Source organism: Desulfatiglans parachlorophenolica (assembly GCF_055394735.1).
On sequence record NZ_AP042460.1, the window covers coordinates 3,602,698 to 3,618,210 of the forward strand.

The 15,513-nt window shown below is 54.2% G+C and carries 12 protein-coding genes; 2 read left to right on the plus strand and 10 right to left on the minus strand.

Going from position 1 to position 15,513, the window contains the following annotated elements:
* Window positions 1-67 precede the first annotated feature (67 nt).
* From ACZ500_RS16865 to ACZ500_RS16910, 10 genes are all read right to left on the minus strand, one after another.
* Window positions 68-1,225, minus strand: coding sequence for an acyl-CoA dehydrogenase family protein (locus ACZ500_RS16865; protein WP_464228562.1), 1,158 nt, complete (start codon window positions 1,223-1,225; stop codon window positions 68-70).
* A 25-nt stretch (window positions 1,226-1,250) separates the two neighbouring features.
* Window positions 1,251-2,486: a CaiB/BaiF CoA transferase family protein gene (locus ACZ500_RS16870; protein ID WP_464228563.1), complete on the minus strand. Its 1,236-nt coding sequence runs from the start codon at window positions 2,484-2,486 to the stop codon at window positions 1,251-1,253.
* Window positions 2,487-2,514: 28 nt separating this feature from the next.
* A complete protein-coding gene (glmL, locus tag ACZ500_RS16875; protein ID WP_464228564.1) occupies window positions 2,515-3,900 on the minus strand; it encodes a methylaspartate mutase accessory protein GlmL in 1,386 nt (461 codons plus the stop codon).
* Window positions 3,901-3,930: 30 nt separating this feature from the next.
* Window positions 3,931-5,550: an ATP-dependent acyl-CoA ligase gene (locus tag ACZ500_RS16880; RefSeq protein ID WP_464228565.1), complete on the minus strand. Its 1,620-nt coding sequence runs from the start codon at window positions 5,548-5,550 to the stop codon at window positions 3,931-3,933.
* Between the two features lie 74 nt (window positions 5,551-5,624).
* Window positions 5,625-6,479, minus strand: coding sequence for an amidohydrolase family protein (locus tag ACZ500_RS16885; RefSeq protein ID WP_464228566.1), 855 nt, complete (start codon window positions 6,477-6,479; stop codon window positions 5,625-5,627).
* 247 nt (window positions 6,480-6,726) lie between these two features.
* Window positions 6,727-8,214, minus strand: a complete 1,488-nt coding sequence (locus tag ACZ500_RS16890; protein ID WP_464228567.1) for a methylaspartate mutase subunit E — start codon at window positions 8,212-8,214, stop codon at window positions 6,727-6,729.
* Between the two features lie 80 nt (window positions 8,215-8,294).
* The gene (gene glmS, locus ACZ500_RS16895) at window positions 8,295-8,729 is read right to left on the minus strand and encodes a methylaspartate mutase subunit S (RefSeq protein ID WP_464228568.1); all 435 of its coding nucleotides are present in this window, start codon (window positions 8,727-8,729) and stop codon (window positions 8,295-8,297) included.
* 215 nt (window positions 8,730-8,944) lie between these two features.
* Entirely contained in the window at window positions 8,945-11,116 is a 2,172-nt protein-coding gene (locus ACZ500_RS16900) for a hydantoinase/oxoprolinase family protein (RefSeq protein WP_464228569.1), read from the minus strand.
* Window positions 11,116-11,700, minus strand: coding sequence for an acetone carboxylase subunit gamma (locus tag ACZ500_RS16905; RefSeq protein WP_464228570.1), 585 nt, complete (start codon window positions 11,698-11,700; stop codon window positions 11,116-11,118). The genes ACZ500_RS16900 and ACZ500_RS16905 overlap by 1 nt, the downstream gene beginning before the upstream one ends.
* Window positions 11,701-11,730: 30 nt before the next feature.
* Complete coding sequence (locus tag ACZ500_RS16910) at window positions 11,731-13,935, minus strand: hydantoinase B/oxoprolinase family protein (protein ID WP_464228571.1); 2,205 nt, start codon at window positions 13,933-13,935, stop codon at window positions 11,731-11,733.
* A gap of 509 nt (window positions 13,936-14,444) precedes the next feature.
* Here ACZ500_RS16910 and ACZ500_RS16915 point away from each other — a divergent pair.
* Both ACZ500_RS16915 and ACZ500_RS16920 read left to right on the plus strand, forming a co-directional pair.
* Window positions 14,445-14,954: a winged helix-turn-helix domain-containing protein gene (locus tag ACZ500_RS16915; RefSeq protein ID WP_464228573.1), complete on the plus strand. Its 510-nt coding sequence runs from the start codon at window positions 14,445-14,447 to the stop codon at window positions 14,952-14,954.
* The gene (locus ACZ500_RS16920; protein WP_464228574.1) at window positions 14,947-15,483 is read left to right on the plus strand and encodes an IS630 family transposase; all 537 of its coding nucleotides are present in this window, start codon (window positions 14,947-14,949) and stop codon (window positions 15,481-15,483) included. The genes ACZ500_RS16915 and ACZ500_RS16920 overlap by 8 nt, the downstream gene beginning before the upstream one ends.
* Window positions 15,484-15,513: the final 30 nt, after the last annotated feature.

Consider the following 15,513-nt stretch of genomic DNA (forward strand, 5'->3'; position numbering starts at 1 on the left):
ACGTCCGGCTTAAGTTCGCTCGCCGGGCGCCCATAATGCCGGAACTCGCCCGATCTGCAATCATCTCTCACGTGTAAGGTAAAAACTCACGTCCCAGTATTTCCCGTACGATGGTAAGCTTCTGCGCCTCGGCCGTGCCATCCCCAATCTGGTAGCCCAGCACATCCAGCATTCGCTGTACGAACGGTGCCTCGGTGCTATAACCAAGATGCCCCATCATCGTTATGCACCCCTGAATCACCTCGAATGCTATCTGCGGAGCAAACCACTTACACATGGCCGACTCCTTGCTGTGCTTCAAACCTTGGTCACACATCCACAATGTTCGGTAACAAGCCAACCGCGCCGCATCGAGCTTGGTAGCCGACTCTGCAATACGGAAGGAAATCGCTTCGTTCTTCGCAATCGGCTGTCCAAAGGCATATCTTTGCTTTAGGTAATCCGTCACCTCCTCCAACGAGATCTGAGCTTGCGCCAAGGCAACAAGACACAGTAATACGCGAAGAACATCGAATCGCTGCATAATCATCTTAAGCCCTTTGCCCTCTTCGCCTATGCGATAGTCCACCGGCACCCGCACGGAATCAAAGAAGAGCGTGGCGCAATTCAGTTGGATCATCCCCGCATACGGCATCTCCGACCGCGACACACCAGGCGCATCTAGAGGCACGTAAATGCAACTGATCCCCCTCGCCCCAGGCTCGGAACCTGTCCGGGCGAACACGAAGACGCCGTCAGCCTGCATCGCCCGCGTCGCCGGTGTCTTTTCACCGGTGATAACGTAAGAATCCCCATCGCGCACAGCCTTGGTCCTGATACCCGATACGTCCGTTCCGCAGCCCGGTTCCGTCAGGCCTATCGAATAAATCGCCTTTCCCTCACACAGAGGCGGTATCCATCTCTGCCTCTGTTCTTCGGTTCCGGCGCCAAGTAGCAGAGCGAACTGCGTCGGCGTGATGACCACATGCGCTGCAGCTACGTCGTAGCGACCAAGTTCCTCAATTACAACGCCGGCTGACGTCATATCCATCCCCACACCTCCATACTGGGGATCCGCCGTCATGCCGATGTATCCTAGTTCAGCCATCTTCTTGAACATCCAGGCCGGAATTCTATTTTCGCGTGCCCGCTCTTTCGCTCCTGGGGCAAGCTCCTTCAATGCAAATTTTCGCGCTGCATTGCGCAGTTCCTCATGCTCCGCGGTTAGACCAAATTCTACGGCCATTTCTTTCCTCTCAAGTCTTTTGTAGTTATCCAACAGCGCCGGCCTTGCGCAATGACGCCACCTCGTGCTCGCTATAACCCAACCCCAACAAGACCTCGTCGGTATGCTGGCCAATGATCGGTCCAACCGTTCTGACCTTGCCGGGAGTATCGGATAGCTTGATCGCTATGCCGATCTGCTTTACCGCGCCAAGACGAGGGTCATCGATCTCCACTACCATTTTACGAGCCTTCATCTGCGGATCCTCGACGGCCTCGCTGAAGTTGTTGATTTTGCCGATCGGCACGTTCTTCTGCCACATCTGATCGAACCACTCGTCCCTCGTCTTCGTCAAAAAGAGTTCCCTCAGGAACGTCGATATCTCTTCGCGCCTAGTGCCCCTGGCCATTTGATCAGGGATGAAATCCTCCCTTCCAATCTCGCGACAAAGGTTCGCCCAAAACACCGGCTCGATACAACCCAGGGTGATGTACCCCCCGTCCCCGGTCTGGTAGATGGTGTAATCGGGATCATTGGCATTGGCCCTGGCCATCCCTCTGTCAGGCACTAAACCCTCCCGAAAATAGGCCCGGGAGAAAGCTGCCAGGAGTTGGGCGGCGCCATCCGCGATGGAGATGTCGACATACTGTCCCCTGCCCGTCGCCTGCCTTGCCGAAAGGGCCGCCAGGATGCCGATCACAGCATGCAGGGAGCCTCCCGCATAGTCGCCGACAAGGTTCATCGGAGGGACAGGAGCACATCCAGGCTTACCAAACGTATCGAGCGCCCCGGCAATTCCGATGTAGTTCAAATCATGCCCCGGCAGAAGACGATAGGGACCGTCCTGCCCATAACCTGATATCGCACAGTAAACGATCCTAGGGTTCAGTTTTCTTGCGGTTTCGTAGTCGACTCCCAACCTCTGGACGACTCCCGGTCTGAAGCCTTCAAGAATAACGTCCGCCGTTTCACACAACCGAAAAAATATTTCACGCCCTGCATCGCTTTTTAGGTTGAGGGCGATACTTTTTTTGTTTCGGTTAAGCGAATCGTAGGCAGCCTCTCTCCGTTCCTTCTCCAAAGCCATAGAGTCCTTTTTGTCTGCGCCTCCACTTTCAGAATCAAAAGAATCAATCTTCAAAACCGAAGCACCCAGATCACCAAGCATCATGCTCGCAAATAAACCTGGCGGCATTCGAGATAGGTCGAGAATTTTGATTCCTTCCAACGCCATTCCCATACTAGTTCTCCCATTTTTTGAGCAACCCCGCGTCAGCGGCACACTTACCTCTGGCCCCAAGTCACCGGGTTTATACACATGTCAGACAGTTTTTCATAATCCTAAGGGCCTTGTCTGGATAGCGTTGGCTAAGCAGACCCATTGCAAAGATGATATACTCCCGATCGACATAGAATACGGCCCGTCTCGGCCGCAAAGTATACTTTACATCAGACGTTTCAAGCGCCCTCTCCAATATTTTCCGTGGCTCACGTCCGTAAGCGAACACGCCCCCTGTGCCGATAATGGTTTTTATTTCGCTCAGATTCTTACCGTACTGCACCAGGATTGGTCCGTTAGCTGTGTACACGGTCAGGATTTCCCCGGCGTGCCGCTGCACCGCGATCTCTACAGCTGCACCAGCCAATGCGTTATCGAGCCTGTAATCCTCATCTGTAGTCGGTACTCGCGAAATATCGGTCTTCAAAGCATGGACTGCTTTTTCCACTGTCGCACCGTCTGTTCCGACTTCGGCGGCAATTCTATCTTTACCAACGATACGGAGTATGGACGCCGCGTTAATGCGCAACCCCATGTCCCCCTCTACGGTTCGCTTCGAATATGGCTCCGGCAACCCCTTCTGAATCAGACCCGGCAGTGTGTCCATCTTGGATATGGAGTGTACATTAGTGGTTGCCCCCCCCACCTCAATCAGCATGAGTTCTCCCAGACCCGCTTCGCCATTGGTGCCATCAGCCAGAAGCTTGGCCGCATTCAGCGAAGCCATAGGGGTAGGCATGATAATCTCGTGGACAAAATCACGCGCTTTGTCGATCCCCTTTGCCCGAACGATCCTCTCCATAAATATGCTACGAATCAGCTGACGGACAGGCTCGACATTGATGCTCTCCAAATCAGGCATCACGTTTTCAGTCATATAAGCCGGCTTACCCGCAGACTTCAGCAAATCCGCTACGTCGTCAGCTACCTCCTTATTACCTGCGACAACAACCGGTGAAACCAGGTTCGCCTCCGCCAACAACCGTGCATTATGCAAAATTGCTTCCTGGTTACCGCCATCCGTACCCCCGGCCAAAAGGATCATGTCGGGATGTATCTCCTCAATTTCTTTTACTTCGCGTTTATTCAATCTGTATGAAAAAACACGCATCAGTTTCGCACCGGCACCCAAGGCTGCTCTTTTTGCTGCTTCGGCTGTAAGTTCCGTCACCAATCCGATCGCCACCATGCGCAACCCTCCTGCAGCACTGCTACAGGCAAGCTTCACTTCGGCGTTCATTTTCTTGAGCTTCAGCTTTCTCTTCAATATCTCGGCCGCCTTGTGCAACCCGTCCATGACATTCGTGTCGACAGTGCTGGGAGATTGAGCAACGGCCAGAATCTTTTCACTGTCGAGCTCGACCGCCACCAGCTTCGTGTAGGTACTTCCAAAATCAATCAGAAGGCTGAGCCTCAATTGGAACCTCCTCTATTCGAACGGCAGGATTCACCGTTTCTTTACCTGATAACCAACTGCTTCCCTGTCCCATAGCTGCAGGTGAATCCCTTCTTCTTTAAGGCGATATTTCGCGACTTTCCCCGTTGGAGTGCGAGGAAAATCATCCCGGAATTCCACGTACCTCGGCACGGCGAACCACGGCATACCTTCTTCACAGAAGCGCAGCAATTCAAGCGGGTCTATGCTCGCTCCCTCCTTGAGAATGATGGAGATCTTGATATCCTCCTCGCCCATCTCGGACCACACACCGGATGCCGCGGACTCAAGCACCCCCGGATACCTGTTTACGACCGACTCAACCTCTGACGCGGAAACGTTCTCACCCCTTCGCCGCATACATTCCTTTTTGCGATCGATAAAGTACAGAAAACCGTTCTCATCTCTTCGACCATAATCCCCATAGTGATACCAGAGATTCCTGGTTACCTCCACGGTCGCCTCAGGCTTTTGGTAATAACCGGACATCATCGTAAAAGGTTCCAAAGGGCGGAAGACAAATTCTCCTCGAACACCCGAGGGGACCTCATTGTCATCCTCATCGAAGATACGCACGTCATAACCTGGGAGCGGCTTCCCACAACTCCCGACGGGAGTTTCCTCGTACAAAGGTGTCGTCACGACAAGCCCGGTCTCTGTTGCACCGAACGCCTGGATAAGCTTGAGCCCGAATCGCTTCTCAAAAGGACGTTCGAGATCCGAGGGAACCGGAACACCCAGAGCGATGCGTGCCGGAACCAGCGCATCGTCATCTCTCTGCGGTTGATTCCAAAGCAGGGTGATCATCGGTCCAAGAAAGTTGAACACCGTCGCATCATACTCCCTAATTTGCGCCCAAAAGCGGCTTAGACTGAATTTCTCGACTAAGGCACAGGTTGCGCCTAAAATGAGCGTCGCCATAATGGTGAGAAACTGGGCATTCATATGGAAGAGCGGCATACAGTTATAGAGTCTGTCCTTTGGTGTAAGCCCCAAGCTCTTTATGTAATTTGCTCCATTCACGTAACAGTAGTTATGGCTGTAAACGACCCCCTTCGATGCCCCGGTCGTTCCAGATGTGTACATAATTGCAACCGGATCCGTGTAACGCGGCTTACTACACGTTGGTTCATCTGCAGAATGGCTAAGCAAGCTTTCGTAAGGGATGGTCTCGAACCTGCTCTTCGCGAGTTTTCCTTCCGTAGGCACCGTTCTTATGACCAATTTCTTCAATCTTTTTAAGGATCCCTCAATCCTGTGTACCCGATCCACAAGGTCTTCGTCGATCACGACAAGCTCGGCGCCACCATAATTGAGGAAATACTCGAGAGTGTCCCCCTTAAAAGCGGTATTGATGACCGCTTCAACAGCGCCAATCTTCCCTAAAGCAAACCATGTGTAAATATACTCCGGACAATTGGACATCATTATGCTGACGTTGTCACCTTTCCTAATCCCGAGCGCAAGCAACGCGCTGGCCACCCGGTTCACTCGCTTCGCCAATTGCCGGTAGGTAATCTTTTCTCCGGTGACATAACCGAAGACCTTATCTGGGTACCTGGCTGCCCTGTCGTTCAATAGGTAACCAATCGTTCTTTCATCCTTCTCAAAGTTCGGAGTCCAAATATTCATGTCTTCTCTCGCTTTAACCGTGAAAAAGGGGACAGACTGCTATCAAACGGATCGGGATGCCTTTGCGCGGCCTTTCAGGTTTCCAATCCCAAAACCCTCAAGGCGTTCGTCCTGTATACCTTATCGAGCACCTCTGGCTTGTAGCCGCCCCGCTCCCAATCTTGAAGAAGCAGCTCGTAGTTGAAGAGCGGATAGTCCGACCCAAACATCACTTTATCCTGAATCCTGGAATTAATTTCCTTTCGGAACCTTTCTCCAAAATATCGGGGGGCCGTGCCGTGCTGCTCATTGTAAACATTCGGGTGGTGAATCAGCACAGAAACCATTTCATTCTCAAAGGGCCAAGGATGGTGGGCGCAGATAATCGTGAGCTTAGGGAATTTCCAGGCCACGTCATCCACATAAGGAATGGGATTCTCCGTCCACAATGGCACCCTTCCTCGGATAGCCAGATGCCCAACCCAAATCTTGACCGGTACCCTTGCTTCTATGCATAGCTCATAGTAAGGATACCAAGCCTTATCGTTGGCAGGGACACCGGTCAAAGCCCCCCCCACAGCGATGCCATATGAGCCCAAATCCTGGATGCACCGCTCCAACTCGCGCAATCCTTTCCATCCCCAATCCGGATCAATGCCCAGCCAAAACCCGGCGATGACATCGCTGTATTTCCGCTTGAGTTCGCCGATATAGTCATTTCTGTCTCGAATCAAATCGAAGTCATTCCACCCGAGGATCTTCCATCCGCCACCGAGGATGACGCTTTTCACATCATAACGTCGTAAGTCCTGGGTCAGTTCCTCTTCAGATTTCAACAGTGCATCAGGTGACTTGAAATAACTGCTCAGCTCCGCGAGCAGCTCGGGATCGCGAATCATCGCCCCGTTTTCCTTGCTCATCAAAGCAAGCTGCAAATCAATTACCTTCATCGCTCTCCATCCCGACTCAGCCAGGCACCCCGAAGCCGCCGCTCAGTTCTACGCGCACTTCGGCTGCAAGCATTACTCTGAACTCCGACCCAGATCCCATTCGCTCCAATCAGCGCGGACTGTTTCCGGCACCACCGAGGGCCCGTGGCCCACCCCATCGAGCCATGCAGCGGCGACCGGCTCGGCTTCACCAACACGACCGAACGTTCTGTCCATTTGGTCGCCGCCGCCAAACTTGAGCCCAGATCTATAGGACACTCGCACCGATCGGCTCAGAACGTACGCAAAAATCCCCGGCAATCATATTGAGATCCACCTTCCTGCCCTCCGCCTTCTCTCTCTCCGCAAGCTTCTCGCGGTTGTATTCGATGATGTCCTTGCTGAAAGGCAGGTTGCCGGTCTGCAGATAGCGGATGGCTCCCTGGAGGTCGCGTGCTCCCAAGACCTTGGCTTTCAGCGGCATGTATGGGGAAAACGGAAAGTCCAGAACGCCTTCTTCCACGGCTTTCATCTGCCCTACTACCACATCGCCGTCGCCCAGTTCGAGAACCCGGTCCACAATGGCCCGCGTCTCCTTCTTGATCCATTCCTTTTCAGCCAACACGGCTTGGTCGCTCAGCAGATCCTGGTTCTTCAGAAGGCGGTAGATCTGCTTGGCCATTTTCACCCCTGCGGCATTCGCTTCCTTGGCCGGCACCCCGATAGCCTCCTGGACCGACTTCACCACAGTCCAGTCGCACTTGGCCATAGCGGCAGTCGTGGCACACAGCCCGACCATACCAGCCGCTTGGGAGATATCCTCCGGCCAGTCGCCCATCCAGGACCAGATCCACCGAGACAGCACCACTTCGTCCTTGGATGCGGGTATCGGGGTTTTCGCAACCTTGTAGCCGAGCTTCACAAGATATTCGCTGACCAGTTCCGTTACCGCGCCGAGCTGCGCGACATCCTGGACCATATTGAGTTGCAGGCCTGTACCTACACTCTGATGCGTTCCCCCCTGCTCCGCCGCGATGATGCTGTCGATAACAACCGTCGCCAGCAACACACTCGGCGGCGTCCACCCATTGACACAGCCGACGATTGTCAACTCGACGGGCACGTCACGCTCGATGTAATACCCTGCCAGCCGATTGATGTATTGCTGCACCTGGGTTCTCTTGGACAGGGGATAATCCCTGCAATGCTGGGCGACGCAGTGCAGCGTGTAGGACGGAGTCGCCAAAAAGCCAGAGGCCAAGCCCATCTCGGCATTAAGCTCAGTATCCTGATCCGGCGAACCGACGACACGAATGGGAATTTTGAGGGACTCATTGACCTTCCGAAGTTTCTCGAGGCCAACGTTCACAATCGGCAGCCCGTTAAGCTGCGATCTGCCCGTCGCTTCGCTTTCTTCCATCCCACGTTGCGCCAGATCATACTTGCCCGAGCGGGTATAGGAATCGGTGTGCAACAGGAAGAAGTCAGCCCCAGCCTCTGCAACGTATTTCATATGCGCCATCACTTCGTTCACGTTGGCTATCCCCGTGCCCGGCTCGGCGAGAATCTGCCCCAAGGTTTTGCCTTTTGCCAACTTCTTGGCGAAATTCTTGGTGTCCGGCTGGCTCTTCCCATACGCCACCGCTTTGTCCAGTTCCTCTAAGTCTTTGCCCGTCGGCCAGCGAGTCAGCACTTCTTTACGCTTCTCGAAAAATTCCCCATCAGTCCATCTCTTGTTCTGTACTTTGCTGCTCATGTATCCCTCCTTAAGGCGCCTTTTCTTGTGCGCAGCATCATATAACTCGGCCTAACATCAGAAAGCTCGACATATGGCACTCACGCCATTCCCAAATCTTCTTTGAGATGCTCGATCGCTACTGTCGGCAAGGTCCGCGGCGGATAGACTCGATTGATTCCCAGCGCCTTGAATTTTTTCTCCACACTCGGCCAGTCCTCACTCCCCACTACCAGTTGCCCTCCTACATAGAGGAGAATGTCCTTTAGGCCCGCCTCGTCACACTTCTGCCTTAATCCCTGGCAATCCAGATAGCCCTGGCCATAAACCGAGGTGATCAGGATAGCATCCGCATCAGTCTCGACGGCGGCTTTAATAAAATCCTCTTGCTGCACCATCGAGCCCAGCCGAACCACGTTCACCCCAGCCTCGCTCAGGGTATGTGAAACAAGCCAACTTCCAATGCTGTGGCCGTCACTACCGATCACCCCGGTGATTACCGTCAAAGGTCTGTCTTTGGCCTTCTTTTTCGTCATGATTCTTCCTTTTGCCTCCGTAACACTCTATCGTCAATGTTTTGGCATCCGCCTAGGATTTCTTCGAGATTGAATCCAATTTTTTTGAATCAATCGGCTTGTCTCTAATCGTTTTTGTTCAGAGAGTATGGCTGCCGTTAATTTGAATAAATCTGTTAAAAAGCCCCACACCCTCTCCTAGTCAGATTTTTCACCTATGTTTCTGCCGGGGCACATCAAGAAGCTGCCTTCTTCTTGTACCAAAGCACCAGGTTCTTATCGACATCCACATACCGCTCGGGCGTGACGACAAATGTTGTCATCGGATGCTCGATGATCGCTGGACCCTGAATCTGGTTACCGGCCTTCAGAGAATCCATATCCCAGATGTCGAATTTCATCCACTTTCCCTTGTGACAAACGTCTCTCTGCCCCTTGCTGGCTTGGGCCGACGGCTTCGGCCCCTCCAAGGGATATTCGGCCAGGTTCGGTTTCGTCTGATCTACCGTTGCAACAAGCAGCACGTCAGTGATGGCGTAACCCGCCTCGGGGAACCTGGCGCCTACCGGATAAATGGACGTGTAGACCTTTTCGAAGCCACCGATCACTTTATTCAGGTCCTCGATATTATTCACCCTGCCTACTGGAACCATTGCGGGCCAATGGTCGAGCTGCCCGATATACCTGGCCTCGATGCCGTATTCCAGACGAACCCTTTCTTTGGCGAACCCTTCTTCTGCAAAATCCTGATAAGCTTTTTCTTCGAGCTCCTGCCAACCCTCGTTCAGGCGGATGGACTTCTGGACCTTCTCCTCATCCGGCATATCCGGTGGGTAAGTGCAATTGACCGTCTTGGTGTAGCGGTGGCTGTAGTCGGCACAGGCAGCCCCGAAAGCGGAGAAGGCCGCAGCCCACGGCACCGTGCAGGCTGCCGCCACGTCCAGCTTGTCCAACAGCCCCCACATGTGCATCGGTCCGCTGCCGCCGTAGCAGATAAGCGTGTAGTCCCCTGGGAAGAATCCTTTTGAGAGAATCGCATCCCTGACGTGATCCGCCATACGGCTGTGCAGAAGATCCAGCACACCCGTGCTCGCCTGGTAAACGTCCAACCCAAGGGGTTCGACGAGATGCTTCTGGAGTTCCTCCAAGGCCTTCGCCTTGTCGAGTTTCACCCTGCCACCCAAGAAGTTGTCCTCGTTCAGGTAGCCCACTACCAGATCCAAGTCTCCAATCGTAATGTTGGGCCATTGGTAGCAAGTGCCTACATGGCTGCCAGCACTCTCAGGCCCCAAAGTGATCTTCTTGAACTCCGCATCCACATGGATCTCCTGACCCGTTCCGCCGGCAATGGAATCGATGTTCATGACCGGCACGTTGATCCTGTGCCGTGCGAAATCCGACTCCGCCTTGATGTCGATGTGACCTCTTACAATCAGTCCGACATCCCAGGTCGTACCCCCCAAATCAGCGGCAATGACATTTTCGATCCCGAGCTTTTCGGTCAGCAGATACCGGGCGCCGATCAAACCGCCGATCGGCCCGGAGACCACCGCCTCGTACAGTCTCGGATAATGCCTGTTCACGACACTGCCGTAAGCCAGCATGGTTTGAATTGGATATCTGAACCCCTTGCTCTTTGCCGCGTTCTCCACTTTTGTCAGTGACTCACGCGTCAACTCCGCGCCATAGCCTTGAAAGCATAGGCTTTTAAAGCGCATGTTCTCCCCTCTGCGCGGAGAGATATTGTAAGAGGTTTCCACAATCGTCGTCTTGCCTCTTTTACTGACTTCTTCACGGGCAATCTCCGCTGCCATCAGCTCATGTGCTGGATTGGCATAGCAGCACTGGAAAACGATCCCGATGAAATCCACCTCTTCGTCCAGAAGCTCATTGACGGCTTGCCGGACCTGATCCTCGTTCAACGGAATGGCTATGGTGCCCGGTTCCAGATGGTAGTGCTGCCAAAAGCTGGGGCCCACCACCCGCCCGCAGATGCCCTTGACGTTCTTCCTCTGCACAAGCGCGGGCGGATGCTCGTGAATACAAACGCGCATTCGATCGTGGAAGGACATCCCAAGCCAGGTCAGCCCCCGGTCCATGACCGCCATGTCCTCGAAACCACGGGTGGTCAATATACCGAGTTTTCGACCGGTCCCAGTCAGGATGGCATTGAGCATTTGGGTTCCCGTGTACCCGATGTTGACTGCATCCTTGTGAACTTGTTCCGATGTCAAGCCCATGTGAGCTGCGGCGTCATCGACCGACTCCAGGTAACTGATCGACTGGTCCACCTTGTGCGTCAGAGCCTTGCCCAGGGTAAAGGATCCATCCTCTAGTACCACGAACGCATCCGTCATGGTACCGCCCGCGTCGAATGCCATCAGGCAGTTCTCAGTCCTTGCTCCCATTAGTTCCCTCCTTCCCCCCATTGCCCGGTCAGTTCGTTGGTTCTGTCCTCCAACCACTCTGGGGATTCATCCGGCAGGGGATGCCCCTGCTCGCGATAGACCCGATCGATGTCCGGAAGTACTTCGAAGATCACCGGATATCCCAGCGGCACAACCTCCACAGCCAACTGTGTCAAGCAGCCCGGGCAGTAGAATTCCCTCGCCTCAACCAAATCAGGGTTCGGAAGGCTATAGCGCAAGCTGATCACCTCAGCGAACTCGGCCTCCGTTTTGCGCACCCTCACCCTGCAGCTCAATTTCCAATTGATTCTGTAGTCCCCTAATTCCTGGCCACAGGTGCATTTGATCACTCTCGACCCATCATCCTTCCGCACCACATACAGGTGTTCCGCGATCCGGACGAGAATTTTCTCTGGCCAAGAGACACGCTCCTGCAAAACCTCGATATACTTCAAGAACCGGTCTTCGTCCTTGGGCTCCATCCGCATCAGCCGCTTCGCTGTATCCCATGCAAGCGTACCGTCAATCAACCGGCGTAGATTCTCCTTGCTAGCTACATTACCGCTCTCTTGCTGATTCGCCATTTCTCTTTCTCCTCAAGAAGTGCATTTCATTTAAAGGGAATAGGACTTCGGGAGGGCCCAGAACCCCCTCCACTTCCGGCCCCACTTCTCGTTGGCAAGGCCGTCCCTATAAATAACCTCAACGGTCTCGTGAAAGTGTTTGTTCAAGACAGCTTCCCGCTCCGTTTTCCACCACTCCGATGCAGGAACCGAGACCACCTCTCTCTCCTCGCGCATCGCCTGGCGGTTCGTTTCCATTGCGGCAGTGTCAACTTTCCACTTGCCGTTCTCCTTTGAGGCCGGCGCGCCATAAATCTTCACCGCTGTCTCCGCGGTAATAAGATCCCTATCCAGATCCGCCTCGATATTCCGGGCCGTCCTATCCAGCGGATCGCCCCAGGCTTCGGTATGATGCGCGAGAATAACGAACAGGTCCCCGTGCTCCAGTTTGTTGGCCACGGTCTCGCCTTTGCAGTGTAAGACCTCCTTCGCCGTGAGCTTCCCCTGCTCGAGCCATTCACGGATCTCATCAAGCGTTCCCGGGTACTCGCCCTTCGCCATCAGCTCAGGCATGTTGGTGCCGCGAATAAAAAGCGACGCATGGCCCAAGCTGGGATAGCTCCCGTTGCTGCCACAGCAATGAGCCGTAACTTCCGCATTCATCGCGCAACCATCGTTGGCCGAGAAGTACAGCCCCGGCTCATTCACAACGAACGCCAAGGTGTAGCCCATGCCACCCCTGTATTTACCGTGGCAACAGTTGTCCTTCGTCGTGACACCGCGAATGATGGTGAGGAGTGGAGGCTCAAGGGTCTCCCACTCCTCGGACTCGCCATAGTCGGTCTCCGGGTTTTGCCCGGAAGAATCGGCAATACCGCCGTCCATGAAAGCGCGCGCTGCGGAAACCTGCGCACCCACGAGGGAGAAGTTGCTCATGCCCCACGCCCCACCGTCCTCAAAGACCCCGGACATGCCGTAGATGTTGAAATCGCTAGCCTCGTGAGCGAAGGTTTCCTCGAGATAGCCCTTCCCAAACAAAGCCCTCGAGAGGATACGAATCGACAAGCCGTTGCCCGTCCTGCACCCCATGACCGCCGATGAGGGGGTGCCAACGAACGGGTTGGAGGGGTTCGTCACACTGCCGTAAGGACGATCGAACTCCATGAGGTAAATATTGCCCGTGTGGAAGTTTTCCCCAGACATGAACACGGGATACCAGGCAAGGTTCAGGCCGAACCGGAAGGACCCGTAGTACATGTTGTAGTGATGCCAGTCGTTGGCGCTTGCGCCGTTGAAATCATACTTCAAGCGGCCATCCGCGAGAGTTACCTCGAGCGGAAAGTGCAGCAGCCAGTCCTTGTTTGCCTCAGGGAAAAGGAGCCCCAGTTTCCCCTTATATCTTACCGGCTGCACCAGAGGAAAATTATAAATGCCCGGCAGGGTCCAATCCCGCAAGCGCTTTTCCATTGCGGCGCGCTCGCGCTCCATCACCTCGGCCATTCCTTGAATGACGTAGTCCGGGCCGAACTCCTCGCAAACCTCCAAAATCCGGTCCCGCAGCATGATGCATCCGGTCATGCGCATCTTGCAGTCCAGGACGTTAACGTCTCCCAACCGCGTCCGTCTTCTCCATTGGTTCTCCCACCACGGGAAAAGCACATCGTTCTGGCCTGACCTAAGGGGGGGATAGTCAAAACCTTCGACAAAGACATTGGGCGCCACGGTAGGCACCGCGCCAGGAATCAACCCGCCGACCTCGGAAATGTGATTTACCCCGCCCGCCCAACCGATATGTTGGCCTTTGTATATGATGGGCGTAAACGTAAAGCAGTCCGCGGCGTGCGGAGCTCCGTAATACGGATCATTGCATTCCCATATGTCACCATGGTTGATGCCTGCCGATTGGTCATAGCCCAGTTTCGCGAACGACTCGACAACAACCGGCATCGTGGCGTTATGACCGGCCAATCCCAGCGAACCGGCCGGAACATCCCCCTCCCGGGTCTGAAGGCCGAAGACCAACTCGCCCATGCCTGTCGCCGCTGGCGAAGCGGCGACATATTTGCCGGTTTCGCGCGCCCCCAAAACCGCCGACACCAACCGGGAATTGAAGCGGTCGAACTTCACGGGGTCCTGGTCTCTCAAGCTCAACTTCTCGATCCCCCAATAGTGGCCCGTCTCCTTGCTGATCCGGTCGCGCGCCTCGATCCTCTCCTTCAGTGTTTTGAACTTTGTATGAAAGCCGATCGTTTCCATTTCTCCTCCTCTCGTTTCCATTTTTTCTCCTGCATTTTCGGTTCCCCTGCTTTCACGCTCGCATGCGTGTTGCTTCCCGGGTCCGGCCCCTCGCTGGGTCCATCCCGTTGCAGGCCGCGCACAACCATCTTGGAATTGGAGCCGTTTATCTTTTGTCTGACTGTACCGTCTGATTTACTGTCGCGGCGGTTAGCTAAATTACACACATCTTGACGCATGTGTCAATCATTTTTTCTCTCGACGCTATTTTTCTTTCTCGTCCAGGCTGATTGGGGGGCGAGGAAAACTTTGCCTCGGCTCACGGAGGCCTCTCGAGGTATGCGCCCTCTTCGAAACCATCCCACCAAGCCAAGAATGGGTGTGATTCAAGCGGTAGTTAGGGGTCGGGGCAATTTTCTTAGGACAAGGTTCCCCCATCCTGGATCTACATTCCCTTCTATACATGACGCCATAAATATTTGCGCATAATGGAGACCTGTGCTATGCTAGCCTCCGAAAGGAGGTGAAGCATGCGCAAGCTGGAAATTACAGATCCCGAAATCATGCGGCTGGCGATCCAGGACGAGATCATGAGATCCGAGGAATCGCGATACGATCATCGGCTTCATGGTGTTCTCCTGGTCAGCCAGGGATTCAGCTGTGCGAAGGTTGCAGACCTCTTGGGCCACAGCCCTCGTACGGTTCAGTATTGGGTGAAGCGCTTTGAGGAAAGCGGCTTTGCTGGGCTGCAAGAAACCGAGAGACCTGGCCGGCCAAAATCCCTGGATGAGAAAACCATCAGTGCCGTTGCCTCTGACCTGCGGAAATCGACCGAGACGTTTGGCTACCGCCAGAATCTCTGGGACGGTAAGCTGCTCAGCCATCACCTTGCCACCCGGTACGGGGTCGATCTCGGCGTACGTCAATGCCAGCGCCTTTTTCACAGGCTTGGGTTCAGACGGAGAAAGCCACGCCCGGTCATTGCACGATCCGACGCTGAGGCGCAGCGGAGATATAAAAAAACTGCTGCGGATGGCTAAACGTCGGGATCTTGATATTTGGTTCGAGGACGAATGCCACTTCCAGCAACACGGTTCCCGTTGCACCATGTGGGTCCCGCCGGAAGACCTCGACCCTGTTGTGCTGCATGCACCGACACGCAAAAACATCGCGGTATATGGCGCTGTGTGCGCTCGTGATGGGCGCTTTCTCGTGCAACGGGCCGAAAAATTCTGTGCGGAGTCGTTCCTCATCTTCCTAAAGAATCTTTTCAGGCGAAGGGCGAAAAGAAAGAAAATGGTTTTGGTCGTGGATAATGCCCGTTGGCACCACGCAAGGCTACTCCAGCCCTGGCTCAAAGCCCATAAAAAATATCTTCGTCTTGACTATCTTCCACCCTATAGCCCGGAGCTTAACCATATCGAAAGGATCTGGAAATTGACCCGCCGTCTCAAGACCCATAACCGGTATTTTGCAAGCTTGGAAGAGTTGGCCAAATCGGTATTTCAGCAATTCCGCGACTGGTATGATCCGAACCAAACGCTTCGACGTCTATGCGCAATTATTTAAGACGCTCTGTATAGTACCCTATAATAAAGG